The 18073-nt window shown below is 65.7% G+C and carries 19 protein-coding genes; 10 read left to right on the top strand and 9 right to left on the bottom strand.

The window, feature by feature from the left end; translation table 11 throughout:
- Positions 1 to 21: 21 nt before the first annotated feature.
- The 6 genes from ACLJPD_RS22975 to ACLJPD_RS22950 all read right to left on the bottom strand — a co-directional run bounded on the left by ACLJPD_RS22975 (position 22) and on the right by ACLJPD_RS22950 (position 4038).
- The gene (locus ACLJPD_RS22975) at positions 22 to 432 is read right to left on the bottom strand and encodes an arsenate reductase ArsC (RefSeq protein ID WP_410874792.1); all 411 of its coding nucleotides are present in this window, start codon (positions 430 to 432) and stop codon (positions 22 to 24) included.
- 31 nt (positions 433 to 463) lie between these two features.
- On the bottom strand, positions 464 to 1135 hold the full coding sequence (locus tag ACLJPD_RS22970; RefSeq protein ID WP_378908491.1) for an arsenate reductase ArsC: 672 nt from the start codon (positions 1133 to 1135) through the stop codon (positions 464 to 466).
- Positions 1136 to 1167: 32 nt separating this feature from the next.
- The gene (locus ACLJPD_RS22965; RefSeq protein WP_410875417.1) at positions 1168 to 1521 is read right to left on the bottom strand and encodes a low molecular weight phosphatase family protein; all 354 of its coding nucleotides are present in this window, start codon (positions 1519 to 1521) and stop codon (positions 1168 to 1170) included.
- Positions 1522 to 1574: 53 nt separating this feature from the next.
- Entirely contained in the window at positions 1575 to 2678 is a 1104-nt protein-coding gene (arsB, locus tag ACLJPD_RS22960) for an ACR3 family arsenite efflux transporter (RefSeq protein ID WP_410874791.1), read from the bottom strand.
- On the bottom strand, positions 2675 to 3037 hold the full coding sequence (locus ACLJPD_RS22955; RefSeq protein WP_410874790.1) for an ArsR/SmtB family transcription factor: 363 nt from the start codon (positions 3035 to 3037) through the stop codon (positions 2675 to 2677). Before ACLJPD_RS22955 ends, arsB begins: the two co-directional genes overlap by 4 nt.
- Positions 3038 to 3171: 134 nt before the next feature.
- Positions 3172 to 4038, bottom strand: a complete 867-nt coding sequence (locus tag ACLJPD_RS22950; RefSeq protein WP_410874789.1) for a helix-turn-helix domain-containing GNAT family N-acetyltransferase — start codon at positions 4036 to 4038, stop codon at positions 3172 to 3174.
- Between the two features lie 101 nt (positions 4039 to 4139).
- Between ACLJPD_RS22950 and ACLJPD_RS22945 the strand changes: the two genes are divergently transcribed.
- From ACLJPD_RS22945 to ACLJPD_RS22935, 3 genes are read left to right on the top strand one after another with little or no spacing between them, the layout of a single operon-like run.
- Complete coding sequence (locus tag ACLJPD_RS22945; RefSeq protein WP_410874787.1) at positions 4140 to 5471, top strand: FAD-dependent oxidoreductase; 1332 nt, start codon at positions 4140 to 4142, stop codon at positions 5469 to 5471.
- A 3-nt stretch (positions 5472 to 5474) separates the two neighbouring features.
- Entirely contained in the window at positions 5475 to 6698 is a 1224-nt protein-coding gene (locus ACLJPD_RS22940) for an MFS transporter (protein WP_410874785.1), read from the top strand.
- A gap of 11 nt (positions 6699 to 6709) precedes the next feature.
- Positions 6710 to 7801 carry a flavin-containing monooxygenase gene (locus ACLJPD_RS22935; RefSeq protein ID WP_410874783.1) on the top strand — a complete coding sequence of 364 codons (1092 nt, stop codon included), beginning with the start codon at positions 6710 to 6712 and terminating at the stop codon, positions 7799 to 7801.
- Positions 7802 to 7831: 30 nt separating this feature from the next.
- Here the strand turns inward: ACLJPD_RS22935 and ACLJPD_RS22930 are convergent, their stop codons facing one another.
- Positions 7832 to 8506 carry a helix-turn-helix domain-containing protein gene (locus ACLJPD_RS22930; protein WP_410874781.1) on the bottom strand — a complete coding sequence of 225 codons (675 nt, stop codon included), beginning with the start codon at positions 8504 to 8506 and terminating at the stop codon, positions 7832 to 7834.
- Between the two features lie 108 nt (positions 8507 to 8614).
- Between ACLJPD_RS22930 and trxB the strand changes: the two genes are divergently transcribed.
- A complete protein-coding gene (trxB, locus tag ACLJPD_RS22925; RefSeq protein ID WP_410874780.1) occupies positions 8615 to 9724 on the top strand; it encodes a thioredoxin-disulfide reductase in 1110 nt (369 codons plus the stop codon).
- 112 nt (positions 9725 to 9836) lie between these two features.
- On the opposite strand, the gene ACLJPD_RS22920 is transcribed toward trxB, so the two are convergent.
- Together ACLJPD_RS22920 and ACLJPD_RS22915 are read right to left on the bottom strand one after the other, a co-directional pair.
- Positions 9837 to 10091 (bottom strand): TIGR02391 family protein, encoded by a 255-nt coding sequence (locus tag ACLJPD_RS22920; RefSeq protein WP_410874779.1) that lies wholly within the window; start codon positions 10089 to 10091, stop codon positions 9837 to 9839.
- Between the two features lie 166 nt (positions 10092 to 10257).
- On the bottom strand, positions 10258 to 10767 hold the full coding sequence (locus ACLJPD_RS22915; protein WP_410874778.1) for a hypothetical protein: 510 nt from the start codon (positions 10765 to 10767) through the stop codon (positions 10258 to 10260).
- Positions 10768 to 11070: 303 nt separating this feature from the next.
- On the opposite strand from ACLJPD_RS22915, the gene ACLJPD_RS22910 reads away from it, so the two are divergent.
- From ACLJPD_RS22910 to ACLJPD_RS22885, 6 genes are all read left to right on the top strand, one after another.
- The gene (locus ACLJPD_RS22910) at positions 11071 to 12201 is read left to right on the top strand and encodes a DUF4192 domain-containing protein (RefSeq protein ID WP_410874776.1); all 1131 of its coding nucleotides are present in this window, start codon (positions 11071 to 11073) and stop codon (positions 12199 to 12201) included.
- 309 nt (positions 12202 to 12510) lie between these two features.
- A complete protein-coding gene (locus tag ACLJPD_RS22905) occupies positions 12511 to 13320 on the top strand; it encodes a hypothetical protein (protein WP_410874774.1) in 810 nt (269 codons plus the stop codon).
- A gap of 289 nt (positions 13321 to 13609) precedes the next feature.
- Positions 13610 to 14110 carry a hypothetical protein gene (locus ACLJPD_RS22900; RefSeq protein WP_410874773.1) on the top strand — a complete coding sequence of 167 codons (501 nt, stop codon included), beginning with the start codon at positions 13610 to 13612 and terminating at the stop codon, positions 14108 to 14110.
- Positions 14111 to 14305: 195 nt separating this feature from the next.
- The gene (locus ACLJPD_RS22895) at positions 14306 to 15559 is read left to right on the top strand and encodes a hypothetical protein (protein WP_410874772.1); all 1254 of its coding nucleotides are present in this window, start codon (positions 14306 to 14308) and stop codon (positions 15557 to 15559) included.
- Between the two features lie 192 nt (positions 15560 to 15751).
- Entirely contained in the window at positions 15752 to 16489 is a 738-nt protein-coding gene (locus ACLJPD_RS22890) for a hypothetical protein (RefSeq protein WP_410874771.1), read from the top strand.
- Positions 16490 to 16580: 91 nt separating this feature from the next.
- Positions 16581 to 17999: a DUF3560 domain-containing protein gene (locus ACLJPD_RS22885; protein ID WP_410874769.1), complete on the top strand. Its 1419-nt coding sequence runs from the start codon at positions 16581 to 16583 to the stop codon at positions 17997 to 17999.
- Positions 18000 to 18073 lie beyond the last annotated feature (74 nt).

Genomic DNA, 18073 nt, shown 5'->3' with positions numbered 1-18073 from the left:
CGCTTTCTCGGAGTGGGTGGTTCAGGCGCGGGCGGGGAGCAGTTCGGCGATCAGTTCCTCGATGCGCTTTTTGATCTCGTCGCGGATCGGCCGCACCGACTCCACGCCCTTGCCCGCGGGATCTTCGAGCTTCCAGTCGCGGTAGTCGACACCGGGGAAATACGGGCAAGCATCGCCACAGCCCATGGTGATCACCACCGAGGACGTCTCCACCGCGTCAGGGGTGAGAATCTTCGGCGTTTGGGCAGTGATGTCGATACCGAGCTCAGCCATCGCCTCGACCGCGGCCGGGTTGAGCGAGTTGCCAGGTGCGCTACCAGCGGAACGGACCTCGATGGCGTCGCCTGCCAGATGGGTCAGGAACCCTTGGGCCATCTGGGAACGTCCGGCGTTGTGGACGCAGACGAAGAGCACACTGGGCTTGGTCGACATGGGCTGCAATGCCTTTCGGTCAGGGAGTGAGTCAGTGGGTGAGGATGTCGAGTTCGGCGAGCAGATGCCGGACCCGGGTCTCGATGTCGTCGCGGATCGGACGCACCGCGGCGACATCGTGACCGGCGGGGTCTTCGAGCTGCCATTCCTCGTAGCGGCGTCCCGGGTACAGCGGGCAGGCGTCACCGCAACCCATCGTGATGATGACGTCAGCGGCCTGCAGGATCTCCTCGGTCCACGGCTTGGGGAACTCGTTGGTGATGTCGATGCCGACCTCGGCCATCGCGGCCACGGCGGCGGGGTTGATCTCGTCGCCGGGCTCGGAACCACCCGACCAGGCCACCGCGTTGTCACCGGCCAGATGGGTGAAGAACCCGAGTGCCATCTGCGAACGTCCGGCGTTGTGGGTGCACAGGAACAGCACGGTCGGCTTGCCGGTGTTGGCCTTGCCCTCGACGCGAGCCAACGCGATCAGGCGCTGTCGAGCGAACCGCTCGGCGAGCAGCGGCAGAAAGTTCACCACGGTCGCGCGACCGGCGAACTGGTCGTAGGAGGAGTACAGGAACCGTTCGATCGTCTCGATGCCGAAGGTCGATTCGAAGTCGCGCTGTAGCCGGGTCGCGGCTGTTTTCATGGCGTGCTTCTGATCGAGGGTGAGGGTGTCGCGGAGAGTGTGGGCGTGGTCTACCGGGCTGTCAGCCATGACAAATGTCCCTTGGTCGGGTCCGATGATATTCAGGTGTCGAGTTCGGAAAGCAGGTGTTGCACGTGATCGCGGATGTCGTCGCGCACCAAGCGCATGCGTTCGATGCCGTCGATGCCGCGTTCGGAGGGTTCGTCGGTGTCCCAGTTGATGATTCGCACACCGGGAACGGGTTCGACCTGGGCTTCGCGACCGAGGGTGACCACCAGGTCGACGGTGCGCAGCAGGTCGGGGTCGATCGGTTTGGGCGACTCGCCGGCAAGGTCGATACCCAGCTCTTCGAGCGAGGCCACCGACAGCTCGTTCAACGCGGGGCCGGGGCGGGTTCCCGCCGAGTACGCCTGGACTCGGTCACCGGCCAGGTGGCGCATCAGCCCTGCCGCCATCTGCGACTTTCCGCCGTTCTTGACGCAGACGAACAGCACCGAGGGCTTGTCGCTCACTTGACTTCCCCGGTGACGGCCGGGTTGGAGGCGGTGGCTTCGGCGAATCGTTTTCGCAGCGCGAGCGACACGTAGACCAAGCCGACCAGCACCGGAACTTCGATCAGCGGGCCGACGACACCGGCGAGGGCTTCACCGGACGTGGCGCCGTAGGTCGCGATCGCGACGGCGATCGCGAGCTCGAAGTTGTTGCCCGCCGCGGTGAACGCCAGGGTCGTGGTGCGCGCGTAGCCCAGGCCCATGACCGCGCCGAGTGCGTAGCCGCCACCCCACATCAGGGCGAAATACACCAGCAGCGGCAGTGCGATCCGTACGACGTCGAGCGGGTGGGAGGTGATCTGCTTGCCCTGCAGGGCGAACAGGATCACGATCGTGAACAGCAACCCGTACAGCGCCCACGGCCCGATCTTGGGCAGGAACTTCGACTCGTACCACTCGCGGCCCTTGGCCCGCTCGCCGAAGCGACGCGTCAGGTATCCGGCGACGAGTGGAATGCCGAGGAAGATCAGCACCGATTTGGCGATCTGCCATGGCGAGGTGTCGATGTGGGTTTGTTCGAGGCCGAGCCAGCCGGGCAGGATCGACAGATAGAACCAGCCGAGCACGGCGAACATGAAGACCTGGAACACCGAGTTGAGCGCGACGAGTACCGCGGCGGCTTCGCGGTCACCGCAGGCCAGGTCGTTCCAGATGATCACCATCGCGATGCAGCGCGCCAGGCCGACGATGATCAAGCCGGTGCGGTACTCGGGCAGGTCGGGCAAGAACAGCCAGGCCAGCGCGAACATCAGCGCCGGTCCGAGAATCCAGTTCAGCGCCAGCGAGCCGATCAGGAGTCTGCGGTCGCCGGTGACGGAGTCGAGGCGGTCGTAGCGGACCTTGGCCAGTACCGGGTACATCATGATCAGCAGGCCGATCGCGATCGGCAGCGAAACACCGTCGATCTCGATCGCGCCGAGCGCGTCACCGAGGCCGGGGATCATGCGCCCCAGAAGGATTCCGGCCAGCATCGCCGCACCGATCCACAGCGGCAGGAAACGGTCGAGAGTCGACAGCTTGCCGACGACGGGCGGGTGCTCGGTCGTGGTGGTCGCGCTCATGCGTGCACGCTCTCGGTGATCAGGGCGCTCGCGACGCGGGCGAATGCTTCGGGCACGACGCGGTAGTACACCCACGAGGCGCGGCGCTCACTGGTGAGCAAACCGGCTTCACGCAAAACCTTGAGGTGATGCGAGATCGTCGGCTGGCTGACCTCGACACCGTCGGAGATATCACACACGCACGCCTCACCGCCCGCTCGGCTAGCGACCAGCGAAAACAGTCGAAGGCGCACCGGATCCGCGAGCGCCTTGAACACGGCGGCGAGTTCGACCGCCTCCGGAGGGGTCAAGGGATCGCGGACGACCGGCTCGGCGGCACAGGCCTCGACCGGTGTCAGGTTCAGCTCCGACTTAGACATTCCTCGATATTGACGTACATCGAATCAATGTGCAAGCAAACGTCGGGTGAACAGGTGGCGATGCCCACTCAGATGGTCGGCGCCCCGTGCCTAGACGCGACATTGTTCGGTCTTGGCCGAGCTGATCTACGGCGTCAAGAACTCGCGTTGCGCCGTTCCAGCAAGACGGTGTCGCGCCAGACGCCGTCCAATTGGGCGATGCGCTCCCGGACGCCGACGGTGCGAAATCCTGCCGAGTGATGCAGCGCGATGCTGGCACGATTCTCCGGGAAGATCGCACTCTGCAGCGTCCACAAGCCCGCCTCGTCAGCGGCCATGACCTGGGTCCGCAGCAGCGATTTCCCGACGCCGCGTCCGCGGACGCCGTCGCCGACGTAGACCGAGTTCTCGACGACGCCGGCGTAGCAGTCACGCCCGGACACCGCGCTCAGACTTGCCCAGCCGACGACGACGCCGTCGATCTCGGCGACCCAGCGATGATCAGGCAACCACTGTGCGTCCAACATCCCCCGGTCGGGAACCTCGGTGGCAAAGGTGGCCAATCCGGTGGCGATGCCCTCGCCGTAAATCCGTCGGACCGCGTCCCAGTCGTCCTCACGCATCGCCCGAACCGACACGTCGGCAGGCAGATCGGTCGGGCAGCAAGGCCGCGGAGCGAGCACGCCCATGACCGCATCGGCAGCGTACGGAAGGCCGGTGCAGCAGGTCGGGTTGACCGCCACGACCGTAGAGGTCCCGCTCTTATGGGTGGTGACGAAACCGACTTCGGCGAGCTTGCGGACGTGATGCGACACCGTCGGCTGCGTGATGTCTAAAGCGGCGGTCAGCTCGCGCACCGTGATCCCGGCCGGGCGCGTGGCAACCAGATGCAGCAGCTGGATACGAGTCGGGTCAGCCAGGCAGGCGAACCATTCGGCGTAGGTCGCCGCGTCGGAGTCGGCCAGGGCGTCGACGCGCGGAGCGGCTGCGTCGCGCACGACGGGCATATCCAGGGACGTCATGACCGTCATTGTATCGACGACAATCGATGGTTGCATTCATAGACGCCTGTCGATACAGTCACACCTATTAGATCGATGTGTATCGATGGATGGAGAGTGTGATGACCGAGCTGCCTGTCGTCGTCGTAGGAGCCGGGCCCGTGGGGCTGGCCGCCGCCGCTGAACTGCGAGAACGCGGCGTGGACGTGCTGGTGCTGGAACGCGGACCGCGTGCCGGTGCCGCGGTCGCGGAGTGGAATCACGTGCGGTTGTTCTCCCGGTGGGCCGAACTGATCGCCCCCGCCGCTCGCCGCGCGCTGGACGGAACCGGCTGGATCGCCCCCGCCGACGAGGGCTACCCGACCGGACAGGAATGGGCGCGCGACTACCTGGCCCCGCTGGCCGCCGCGCTCGGCGACTCCGTGCGCTACGACAGCGAGGTCGTCGGACTCGCCCGCCGCGGCCGCGACCGTGTCGTCGACGCCGGCCGCGACAGCGAACCACTGTCGGTGCACCTGCGCCGCACCGACGGTAGCGAGGAACGCGTCCTCGCGCGCGCGGTAATCGATGCCTCAGGTACCTGGGGAGCACCGAATCCACTGGGCGGAGAGGGGCTTCCGGCGCTCGGTGAACGCGGCTCCGCCGCAGTGACCTACCGGGTACCCGATATCGACTCCGCCGAGCAGGCCGACCGCTTCGGCGGCAAGCACACGGTGATCGCGGGTGGCGGCCACTCCGCGCTCGGCGCCATCGTGGCCCTGGCACAGTTGGCGGAGCAGCGGCCGGGAACCCGGCTGACCTGGATCCTGCGGCGCGGATCCGCCGAATCGACCTTCGGTGGCGGCGATGCCGATGAACTGCCCGCGCGTGGCGCACTCGGCCTGCAAGCCAAGAAGGTCGTTGACGCCGGGCTCCTCGCGGTGGTGACCGGATTCCGCACTGCGGCAATCGAATCGGACAACAGCGGACGCGTCACACTCGTGGCCGACGACGAGCGCCGCATCGGCGATGTGGACAACGTGGTGGCCCTCACTGGTTTCCGGCCCGAGCTCGGGTGGTTGTCGGAGGTGCGACTGGAACTGGACCCGGTGCTGCAAGCCCCGGTTCGATTGGCGCCGCTGATCGACCCGAATGTGCACTCGTGTGGAACTGTCTACCCGCACGGCGTCGCCGAACTGACTCACCCCGAATCCGGCGTCTACCTCGTCGGCATGAAGAGCTACGGACGCGCCCCGACCTTCCTGGCAATGACCGGTTACGAACAGGTCCGCTCCATCGCCGCCGAACTCGTCGGTGACCACGAGTCCGCGGCCCGAGTCGAGCTCACCCTGCCCGAGACCGGAGTATGCGGCGGCGCAGGCGTTTTCGACGAGCCCGAAGGCGCAAGCTCGGGTGGTTGCTGCGGCCCCGCACCCGAAGTGCTGACCTTGTCGGCGCCCTCGCTCGTCCGCTGAGAAGTGTCGACCACCACCATCGTCGCGCAGACCGGGTCGACTGAGCCCGGTCTGCGTCGGCGGGTTCTGATCACGCTCTGCCTGACCGAGATCACCAGCTGGGGAATCCTGTACTACGCGTTTCCTGTGCTGTCGGTGTCGATCTCGGCCGATACCGGGTGGTCGCTGCCGATGATCACCGCGGCGTTCTCGCTGGGCCAGTTCGCCGCCGCGCTCACCGGAATCCCGGTCGGCCGCGTCATCGACCGGCTCGGGCCGCGCATGATCATGACCGCGGGGTCGGTTTTGGCAGTACCCGCACTGATCGCTGTCGCATTGGCACCGAACCCGACGGTGTTCTTCGCCGGGTGGTTGGCCGCAGGCGTCGCGATGGGAGCGGTGCTGTATCCGCCCGCGTTCGCGGCGCTGACGCGCTGGTTCGGCGCCGACCATGTCAAAGCGCTGATGATCCTCACCCTATCCGGCGGGTTCGCCAGCACCGTCTTCGCCCCACTCACCGCTGCGCTGGTGCAGAGCACCGACTGGCGCGCAACCTATCTCACGCTCGTCGTCGTCCTAGCGGTCGTGACGATCCCCGCTCACCTGTTCGGATTGACCGGCCCGTGGCCGAACCCGCCGATCGCTGCGTCCCCCGCCGACGACGACCACGGCGCGGTGTCGCGCAGTCCCGCGTTCGGAATACTGGTCCTCGCCTCGAGTTTGGGCGCGTTCGCGGCCTTCGCTGCGGTGTTCAACCTTGTTCCGCTGCTGATCGAACGCGGGTTCTCCCCCACACTGGCTGCGCTCACCCTCGGATTGGGCGGGGCCGGGCAGGTTCTCGGACGGATCGGCTACCTGCCCTTGGTCACCCGCACGACCGCGCGCGGGCGCATCGTCGGCGTCTTCGCGGCAACCGCCGTAGCGACGGCACTGACCGGTTGGGCAACGACAGTATTCGCTCTGATCGCCATCTCGATCGGTGCCGGATTGGTCCGCGGCATCATGACCCTCGTCAAGGCCACCGCCGTGACCGATCGCTGGGGCGCCACCCACTACGGCCGCCTCAACGGCCTGTTGTCCGCGCCCATGGTGATCGTGATGGCGCTCGCACCGTGGGGCGGAACCGTGCTGATGACCTGGACCGGCAGCTACGCCCGCACCTACTTCGTCCTCGCCGGCATCGCCGCAGTAGCCGCGCTCGCCGCCGTCGCGACCATGCCGCGCCCGTCGCAACTCTTTGTCTTGTAAAGGATCCCCTCGTGCATTCGAGCTATGACGCCGTCGTCGTCGGCGCAGGCCAATCCGGTCTGGCAGCCGCGCACCACCTCCGCACACGTGGCCTGCGCACCGTGGTCGTGGAGACGGGGCCCGAGCCGGTCGGCTCCTGGCCGCACTACTACGACAGCCTCACCCTGTTCTCACCCGCGAAATACAGTGCCCTACCCGGTCTTCCGTTCCCCGGCGATCCGGACCGCTACCCGCACCGCGACGAAGTGGTCGACTACCTGCGCCGCTACGCCGACACCGTCACCGCCGACATCCACACCTCCCGGGCCGTCACCGAAGTCGACCACGACGGACACCTGTTCACCGCACACACCGACACCGGCCACTCCTACACCGCCCCACGGCTGATCGCAGCCACAGGCGGATTCGCAACCCCGAACACCCCAACACTGTCCGGCCAGGGCGACTTCACCGGGAATATCCTGCACGCCAGCCGCTATCGGTCACCCGCGGATTTCGCTGGTCAGCGGGTCATCGTGGTCGGCGCCGGAAACTCCGCAGTCCAGATCGCCACCGAACTCGCCGAGACCGCATCGGTGACCTTGGCCAGCCGCACCCCGGTCAAGTTCGTACCCCAACGACCACTCGGCCGAGACATCCACTTCTGGTTCATCAACAGCGGCCTGGACTCACTGCCCATCGGCCACCTGATCAGCGAACCACCCACCGCGCCGATCTTCGACACCGGCCGCTACCGTGGCGCGCTAGCCGCAGGGAAACCCGTGGCGCGGGCAATGTTCACCCGTCTCGAAGCCGACGCCGTGATCTGGCCGGACGGTACCCGCAGCAAGGTCGACACGATCATCCTCGCCACCGGTTACCGCCCGAACCTGTCCTACCTCGGCAACGTCGGTGCACTCGACGACACCGGCACGCCGATGCACCGCAAAGGAATCTCGACCACCCACCTTGGTCTGGGATACCTCGGTCTGGAATGGCAACGCAGTTTGTCGTCGGCGTCACTGCGTGGGGTCGGGCGCGATGCCCGAAGGCTCGTCAAACAGCTGGATGCGGCTGCGACGCGAAACAGCAAGGGCAGGAACGAAATAGGCATTAAGCGGTAGACGGCTTCTCGGGCGGTGCGGGGTCGAGAGTCACGCACAGCGGACGTGACGGGCCAGACTCTCGACCCGGGTGGCGATGTCGTCGTAGGCGGTGTCGAACGCGGTGACCTGGACAGATCCGACCGGATCGGGGATCGACCAGTGCAGCGTCGGAACACCAGGAAGCTCCTCGTAGGCGCGGTCACACACCGTCACCACGAGATCACCCTCGGTGAGGACATCGTCGATACGCTGCGGGCCACCCGACATCAATGCCAGCTCGTGGCGCTCGGCGACGTCGACCGCGCCGGGGTTGATCCGGTCGGCCGGATGAGTTCCCGCCGATGCGGCGGGCAGTTCGTTGCCGCGGCACCACAGCGCGGCAGCTAATTGCGAACGCGCCGAGTTCGCCGTGCACACGAACACCACGCGCCGCGCGATCAACGATGTAGCCCTCGACAGCGGCTCCAGCCCCCGCGGTAGCAATCGCACGTAGGTTCGTCGCCGATCACCTTCGGACCGCTGCCGGGTCACAACTCCCGCTGCCGTCAATGTCTGCAGGTGATGGGCCAGCAGATTCGACCGTATTCCCAGCATCTGCGCCAGATCCGATGGCGAGGCATCGCCGAGGACCAGGGCGTCCACGATCCGCAGCCGGGCAGGGTCGGCCAACGCTGCGTGCACAGCAACACGACGCGACAGTGTCTCATCACACTCAATGTTCATTGACTCAATCTTGACTGACATATATCAAATGTTCAAGGATGGGCGACAGCACCGCATCATCTGACCGACGTCACCGCGTCGAAAACTCTTCTTCAGGAGCGTTGAATCATGCCCGCCGACCTCGGGATCACCCTGACCACCAGCACCGACTCGGCCACGCCGACCATCATCGACGACGACCGCGTCCACGACGTCATCATCGTCGGATCCGGCCCCGCCGGATACACCGCCGCGATCTACACCGCCCGCGCCGAGCTAACGCCACTCGTTTTCGAAGGCACCCAATTCGGTGGCGCGTTGATGACCACCACCGAAGTCGAGAACTTCCCCGGCTTCCGGACCGGCATCACCGGCCCTGACCTGATGATCGAAATGCGCGAACAAGCCCAACGCTTCGGCGCCGACCTGCGCACCGAAGACGTCGAGGAGCTGCGCCTGCACGACCCGATCAAGACCATCGTCGCAGGCGGAACCCGGTATCGGGCCCGCGCGGTGATCCTCGCCATGGGCGCTGCGGCCCGCTACCTCGGCATCCCCGGAGAACAAGAACTACTCGGTCGCGGTGTCAGCTCCTGCGCGACCTGCGACGGCTTCTTCTTCCGCGACCACGACATCGCCGTCATCGGCGGCGGCGACTCCGCCATGGAAGAAGCCATCTTCCTGACCAAGTTCGCCCGCACCGTCACCGTCATCCACCGCAGCGAAACCTTCCGAGCCTCGAAGATCATGCTCGACCGAGCCCGCGGCAACGACAAGATCACCTTCCTCACCAATACCGCAGTCCACCAGGTCAACGGCGGCTCCACCGTCACCAGCCTGACCATCTCCGACACCGCCACCGGAGACACTCGCGAGCTGCCGGTCACCGGCGTGTTCGTCGCGATCGGCCATCAACCGCGCAGCGCGCTGGTCGCCGACCAGGTCGACCTCGACGACAGCGGCTACGTCACTGTCGCCGCGGACTCGACAGCAACCTCGATTTCTGGAGTGTTCGCTGCGGGTGACCTCGTCGATCACCGCTACCGGCAGGCGATCACCGCCGCTGGATCCGGTTGTGCCGCAGCGATCGACACCGAACGCTGGCTCGCTCACCAAACGATGACGGTCCCGGGACCACTCGAGTCGCCGGCGGAGATCCGAACACTGAGAACCGGCGCCGACTCAGGGCCACCTATCAGTGGTGTCGAGAGTTCGCGACGTTCGGCGATCAGGGTTTGACGATCGCGGTGTCGAGGCGACGGTGAACCATCGACAGCATCGTGAGCAGCTTGAGCAGATCGTCATCGGGAAAGGCTCGTAGCGCTCGCGGGTCGTGCGCGGTGGGGTTGCGCTACATGCTGTTCAACCCTTTGAGCAAGGCCGCGAACCCGGTCTGCTCGTCGCGATCGGTCGTCGACCGGCCACTGTTGATAGCGACCTTCGGGATGCCCGTGGCGCCGAGTGCCAGCACCGCGTCGACGAGTTTCGCCCCGTCGCCGGTCTGCCCGGACATCGTGCGCAGTCGGTCGAACACACCCTTGGTTGCTTCCAGCGCGGCGTGGAAGTTGCTCTTCTTCAACAGCTCCACCGTGCAGTAGGTGAGCACGTCCGGATGCGTGCGGCGGCGCCGCAGTTCGGCCGCAGCGTGGCCGCGTTCTTGCTTGCCTCATCGAGCGTGGTGGAAACCGCGCCATTGTCACCGCGGTTCTCGCCGAGATCGACAACTCTGATGGCGTAGACGGCGGATAGGTAGCGGAGCCGCCCAACCCACATCAGTCTTCTGCGTCGTCGCTGGTCGCGGGCTCGCGCAACCCCAAGTTCCGAATCGTCGTTTCCGATCCAGTCACGATGGCAGACAGTTGGGGCTTCGCTGTTGACTGCGGCGGCACTTGGGGTCGCGCGAAGCTGATGAGTTGACGAACCTGCTTCACACCGATCTCGAGCAGGTCGGCGATATCGTCGTCGGTCTGTCCTTGCTCGCGGATGGTGACCGCGGCTCCCGCTTGGTCACCGCGTAGTCCGGCGATGTCTTCGACCGCACGGTTTTCGATATCGCTGATCTGGCGGCGGAGCCCGTCGATCGCGGCGTCGCGTTCGGTTTCCCGCAGCGTGATCGCTTGCCAAGCATCCAGGTAACGCTTTACGGCGCCAGCGATTACGCGTTCTCGCTCTCGCGCGCGTTCACGACGCTTGCGAACTCGTTCGCGGCTGCGTTCCAGCCGATCAATGAGTTCGGGTGAGCGCGCTGCGCGGGGAGAGCGGGGCGGACGGCTCGATGACATAAATGACCTCCACAAAGGTATCGCGGCCAGGCTGCTGATCCCCCACACCGACGGTACGCCGCGTCCGATCCGCAACCGCCTCCCTCATCTATCTGTTTCAGATCCGAGACAGAAGCCCACTTCGCGGGTTGTTGAGCACGAGATGCACACCGTCGCACGGCACTCAGCTGGCCAGCCACTCCAGAGCCGGACCCGCTTCGGTTGGCGATTTGCGGTCTGAGATCGGCACCGCCGCTACCCCTCTGACACTCGTTGCGCCCCATACCGATTCCCACCGGCACAATCTACGAAAGGAAACTCCGCGTGCTTACGAGCGAGGAACCCGCCGACCCGGACTCCGATGATGAGGCCAATTCCGACGGGACTGACGGCGACAGTGCCCCGCGCCGGGTAGACACTCCTGGTGAGCTGATCGCCGCGATACCCGCGATATTCGGTTTCCTACCCAGCAGATCACTGGTCGTTGCCCTGTTGACAACCGCGAGTGAACACTCCGACCACCCGGCCGTTCAGTCGATCCAACCCATGATCCGCTTCGACGTCGACGCTGCTACCGACGAGCACCTCCGCCCGCACCTGACAGCCACCGTCGCATCGATCGCCCTGCGCAAGAATGCTGTCGCGACAATGGCTGTGGTCATCGACGACCGTCCAGGCGCGGTGCAGCACTCTGATCACGTCCTGCAACCACTACGCGACCTGTCGATCCCTTTGAGCAATGCGTGGTTCGTTGAAACCATCGCGCCCGAAGCCCCATACCGAGATCTGCTGGTGGGCGAGGGCCATAGCCAAGCCGAGGACCCAGCTGCCAGACAGATCGCGTTCGCCGACGTTCTCGACGACACCCAAATCCGCTGCTCCCGTGACAAACTCGTCGACTCGCTCGCACCTGATACCGACCTTGTCACCGAAGTTGCGGCGGCAATCGGCGCAGCTTTCGCCCGATGTCGAGACGAGCGAGACGCAGCGATTCGTGATGGCCGTAGCGACGAACACCGACGTGATGCCGCTGAATGGATGCTAGACCAGATCGACTCCGTCACGGCGAACCCTCCGACGGCCGATGACTTGGCCACCTTGGCCGCGGTCGTGCGTGACAGGCCCATTCGCGACATCATGTTCGCTCTCACCACAACCCCGCACAGCGTTTCCGCGCACATGATGTGGCAGCACCTGGCGCGCGCCACCACTGGCACAGACCGCGCCGGGGCCACTGTCCTGTTCGCCCATAGCTCGTACTGCGGCGGACACACTGTCCTGGCCGGGATCGCTATCGACGAGGCGCTACGTGCCGATCCCACCCATCAGATAGCAGTTTTGCTGGGAACCGCACTGCGAGAGGGCATCCCGCCGCACGAGCTCACCCAACTCGCCGAGGGTGGACACGAGGTCGCACGAACCCTCGGCGTCGATATCACAACGAACACCCGCTAATTCGCCGGTTGTGCACCAGCGCTCCTACCGACAGGGTGAGCGGCCCGCCGCGGTGCTCGCGCGGATCCTGACCGCGATCGAGATCTACTTTGAAGGCGGCGAACTCATACCTCATCGGCCGCTCAGTGAGATCGACGACCGCTACTGACTCCGCTGATCTGTCGTCCCCAGCGTCGACCACGGGAGGTGGCCGCAGCCACCCGCGTGGATCGCATAACGGCCTGGGATGACCTTCTGCGAATGCTGTACGGCCTCAGCAAGTTTCATCGTCCGCTGCCCCTGTCATATCTATGTGAAAGGTGATCATCGATGGCTGTGAGAACGTCGGTGCCGGTGCCCGAGTTCGCTCGCGTGATCCTGGCCGAGTCCCGAGTGGAAGGCAACAACCTGTTCCTGCCCCAACAGCTGAGTACCGCGGACTACAAACGAATCAACAGGGTCATCGAGTCCATGGGCGGAAAATGGAACCGCCGGGCACAAGCCCACGTCTTTCCCGAGGACCCCAGCGAGACCGTCGCTGGGGCCGTGGCGCGCGGCACGACCCCCAACACCGACAGGAAAGTGTTGCAGGCGTACTTCGCGACACCCGGGCCGCTGGCCCGCCACCTCGTCGCGGGACAGCATTCGGGCATCGCCGCTCTTGCGCCCGGCGCGCACGTGCTCGAGCCCTCGGCCGGTGATGGCGCGCTGGTGCGGGCGATCCTGGCCACCAACCAGTCGGTGCAGATCACCGCCGTGGAACCCGACCGCGAGCGTGCCAAGGCCATCGCCTACGACCCGCGGGTCACCGTCGTGATCGCCAGTTTCGAGGAATTCGCCACCACAGCCACAACCCGGTACGCGGGCGTGGTGATGAACCCGCCGTTCGCCCTGCCAGGGCAGGCCACGGTATGGATGGACCACCTCTATACCGCCTGGGACCTGCTCGACGACGGCGGACAAATGCTGGCCCTCGCACCCAGCAACTACACCCACCGCACCGACCGCGACCACCGGGCGATAAGGGAATTCATCACCGAACACGGCGCTCACGAGGCATTGCCCGCCGGGGCATTCACCACCTCCGGCACCGAGGTGGACACGGTGCTCCTGCACGCGCGCCGCCCCATCGAGCGCTGACACACACTGGCAATCCGAAGCCCAGATCTACCACCGAAGACCATCTGCGAGTCCGGTTTCGGCCCCTCGGTCGTAGCAGTTTCCACCCCTCCGCGAGCAGCGCCCTTCCTTGCCTGGCCGCTCCAACAGAATCCGGGCGAACGCCACTGACAGCCTGAGCTCACGTGTGCCGCCCCCATGACTACGCCGGACGTGCGCGCCGTCCACGGTCGTGCGCGTCCTCACTCACCTCGACTACCGAAAGGCGGCCACGATGGCCACTGGCCCAGGCCCGAATACAACGTTCTGCATGCAGGTTCTCACCAACGAGCACACACCACTGCTGAAGATCGCTGACCGCCGCGTGGATCCGGGTGTGTTGGTGGTCGAGATGACCGTTGCGGACCAGGCGCGAATGGCCCCGGTGCGGATCAGGTTCAACGGCGTCACTGTTGTCGAACGCAATGTCGGTGCGGCTGTTCGTTGTCAGTGCCCCGATACCGCGGAGTCGGTTCTCGGTGGAGTCCATGTCCGCCACCTCGACCTGTGCTTGCACGGTGAACCGCGCCGCTATCTCTGGCAGTACGCGGGCGCGCTCTACACAGGCAGCCTCGCCGACTACGCCACCCATTTCGAAACACTGGATCCCGAGGCCCAACATCGACTCACCGTCACCGGGGACGAGCTGCGCACCTGGACTGACACCTACCGGTTGCACATCACCACCACCATGGCCGCGGACCTCTCGTTTCACTTCCGCCTCGCCTTGACTGACGAATGGCTGGACACAGCTATCGATTCGTCCTGCTGACAACCGCAACCCGTCGCGATAAGCACTCGCTGACGCCTTGCCGGTTGATCACCGCCCACGGGCCAACGAGCCACACCCGTGCCGCGCACGAAGTCGTCCGAGTGCCTGCCGACAACCGTGCCGTGTCCTCGCGCCCTGCCAGCACTGTGATGGTTTCCGGGCTCGCGTGCCAGTAATAGAAGGAGAGCTGATCACATGGAATACGCGGACGGACTATTCGCGCTGCCTTCGCTTTTCGGTAGCGCGACCCCGGTATGTTGGTCTTTCGGTCTCGGTGTCGAGAGCGCGGCCGGGGTGGTGCGCACCCTGCTGGATCCGGGCTTCCGGCCACCGCAGTTACGGGAAGACCTATCGAATCTGATCGTGATGGTCGCTCAGACCGGTGATGAATGGACGTCGACCTGCGACCTGGTCGCCGAACACGTGCTACCGCTGCTCGCCGCACGGCGGGTGCGTCTGGTCGAGGTTGCCCGCGCCGGACCCAAGGTCGCGGACGGGATCGTGGTTCTACAGGACACCCGAACCCCGACCCGATTGCACCCCGACGCAGACGAGCACGGCTTCTACGCGCTGTCGGCCGAGCACCGCGGCAATGGGGTGATGCCCACTCTGGCAGGGCGATCGTGCTCGGCCAAGGCAAAAGGCCAGCCCCTCGATGCTTGGCGGGCAACACATTTGGGTCACCTCCCCTATACCCACGCGGTTGGGTTCAACTACAACGAAACTCGCCGGATCGAGCGTGACACCTCGGTCACCATGAGTGGGCGCCGCAACCCGATCTACCCATTGCACGAGGCAGGATGGAGCCGCGAACGAGCTCAGGGATACCTGTACGGGTTGTTCGGTGTCTGGTGGCCCAAATCATGCTGCCGCCAATGCTGTTTCGTATCAGTGCCGAGCTGGCCTGACCAGCTCGCCCGCTACCGGGCAGCTCCGCAAGAGTCCTACAAGCATCTCGTCGACGAGTACACCAGCCTGGCCCTCAACCACCGCACCGGGCTGTTCGGACCCAACAAATCCCTGCGAGACCGGTTACGCACCGACGGCGCGGTCGAGGTCCATACCCTGGCCGACGCGGCGCTCGAGCGCTGCCGGTGGGCGGTCTACCGGGTGCGACGCTGCTACACCGCACCGGGCAAGGCATGGCGTTGTATTCAGATCGTCCACCGCGCAGACCGTGCCGAGGCGACCGCACTGCTGACCGGCCTCGCCACACATCTACGGATACCGCTGCGTACCGATGGCGAGCACACCCGGTTGTGGCTGGCTCCGCCCTCGACCCAGTTTCCGCGGTTGGAGGAATTCTTCGTCGCCGCACCGGATTCCGTGATCGAGAAACGGCGATTGAATTTCGAGACCCGGTGGCACGGTCACGCCGACGCGGCACTGCTGACTCTCGAACACCGAGCCGAACTGTTTTGCGATTCCAGGACAGCGCGCGCCGCCTGACAACCCCGCCTCGCCACCACTACCCAGCGTGGTGATCGGCGCGGTTTGCGCGGCCCCGTCACGACCGCATTTCCCGCTTCAGCGACCACCAACTCGACGCACGCCACCGCGAGCATGAGTTCGTGACAATCGCTGGCATGGGCCCGCTGATGGCCGAAATCTGTTTTCCCGCAACCTATCTGGAGGTACATCGTGATCAAGATATCCGAACTGCTGGCGTGGGCTGCCACGTTGGACCCGACCGGACACGTCGGGATCGACGAGGACGGACTCACCCTGGTCGAACTCCCGCCACGCACAGCCACTACAACCGGCGCCTATCTCGAAATCGGAGGCTACGACGACGACCCCACCTCCGACCATGCCACCGTCACCACGCCGGAGCCTCTCGTGTTGGCGCGGCAGACAGCGCCGGTGATCGCGGTGTCGGACCTCGGCATGCTGGTCGGCCCGCTGACCGCCGCTGAACTGCGACTCATCCGTACCGCGATCAAGGGCTCCACCGTCTACGAGGCCCTGGACGAGGTGGTCTTCGCGGCGTTCGGGGCGCGCCGGAAAGCGCTGACCCGAACGTTGTGCCCGTTCCCCGCCCCCACCGTTTTCCAGGGTTGCCTGGACGTCACCGCCCTGGACGCCATACCCACCGAGACGGTCGTCACTGTCCTCACCCAAATCCGCAACGCGACGGGACTTGCACTGTTGCTGATCCGCGATGGGGATGCCCGGCGTCTGTGCGTCGAGGACCCGGAAACGGGTCGACTGTTCGACATCGGCGACGACTTCGGCTCCTGGCTGCGCGGCGACACCGACAATCCGGGCGACACCGCGGAGTGGATCGGACCCGCGGTCGAAGACTTCACCCGCATCGACCTCACACCGACAGCAGCCGGTGAATACCTGCTGGTGCACACCCACACATCCCCGCACTGACACACCCTTCGAGGGTTGTTCCCCAGCGGAACCGCCCAATCCAATCAATGCGTAAGTGCGCATTAGAGCATTGCTGAAGGAGGTTTCGGTCATGACCGTGGTCACGATTTCCCACACCGCCGAGCGAGGCACCCTGCTGGAGGGCACCGTTCGCGGCGACGGCACCTACGAAGTCATGTCGGCCGTGCGCGGCGCGGTCGGGCACTGGCGGTGGGCCCGGAGCGTGGACTGCTGGATCGTGGTGTCTTCTCGCGATCGCCAACCCAAGCAGTACTACATCGACTACGCCGCCGAGAAGCTGCGCGAGGCCGGCTACACCGTCGAGTTGTCCATCGACCGCACCGCGCGGGCCACCGAGGACGCCGAGGCCGACCGCGCCTCCCGCCAAAGCGACAGAGTTGATGCGTTGCAGAACAAGGCATTTCGCAAGGGTGCGAAGGCCGTTGCGGCGGACGCCGCGCACCGGCGGGCCCACGAGTCGTTACCGCCCGGCGGTGAGCCCATCAAGATCGGTCATCACTCCGAACACCGACATCGCCGCGCGATCGAGCGCGCCGACACGGCGTGGGGGCGCTCGATACAGGCTGGTCGCGACGCACAGCACGCACATGACCGTGCCGACGCCGCCACGCACACGACCGAGCACCGCTACGGCCCGCGCACGGTCAGCAATCGCATCGACACCCTCGAGGCCGAACAACGCGGCGATCAACGCGCTCTCGACGGCCACACCCGCCGCTTCCTCGACAACGACGGCCGCGTCCTCTACACCGACACCACCTCCCCCGCTACCGGCGAGCACCGGTCGCGGGTGCTCGACCGCATGACCGAGCGCGAGAATCAGATCGCCTACTGGAAGCGGATCCGTCAGTCCCAGATCGACGAAGGACTGACGCCAGGGTGGGGCCGCGAGGATTTCACGGTCGGGGACTTCGTCCGAATCAGTGGCACGCCGTGGCACCAGATCACCCGCGTGAACCCCAAATCGGTGTCGGTGGTGAATACCTCGTCGGCCAGGCTGGTTCTGCACACTATCGCGGCCAAGGTGTCGAGTCGCCGGGACATCACCACCGATCACCCCGTCCGCTACATCGACATCACCGCTGTGATGAGCCAGGCCCAAGCCCAGGAACGCTTCGCCGACATCTTCACCGACCTCGACGCCGACCCGCGACCGCCGCGACCGAAACGCCGCAGCGGCACAACACGAGTGGACCACCACCGCGGCCTCACCGCCGAACGGTGGGAATGGAACATCGACGGGATCGAATACGCCGCGGCCTGGGCGCACCCGCCCCACTGGTACACCACACCACCGCAGCCGATCAGCGACCCAGGGGTCGTACGTGTGCGAGCCCAACGCCGCGAATCCGGCCGCGTGCACGGCGAGCCTGTCGAGTTGCCGGTCACCGAGTTCGCTCTTGCGGGGCCGGTGTGCTGGCCCGAAGAAATCCACAACCAGGTCCGGGTTCTCGTCGAGGCCCGCGCGTATCTCCCGCTCTGCGCCTGATCCACCCCGCCGCAGCGCGCTGCGATGCCTGGGTGGTTGCGGCATTTTCCCTGATTCGAAGGAGCCATCTGGCC

Origin of the sequence: Nocardia sp. A7 (assembly GCF_046549215.1) — a bacterium.
In the GTDB taxonomy this organism is placed as follows: Bacteria; Actinomycetota; Actinomycetes; order Mycobacteriales; family Mycobacteriaceae; genus Nocardia.
The sequence above is the reverse complement of the archived record's forward strand: the minus strand, read 5'-3'. Positions and strand labels throughout refer to the sequence as shown.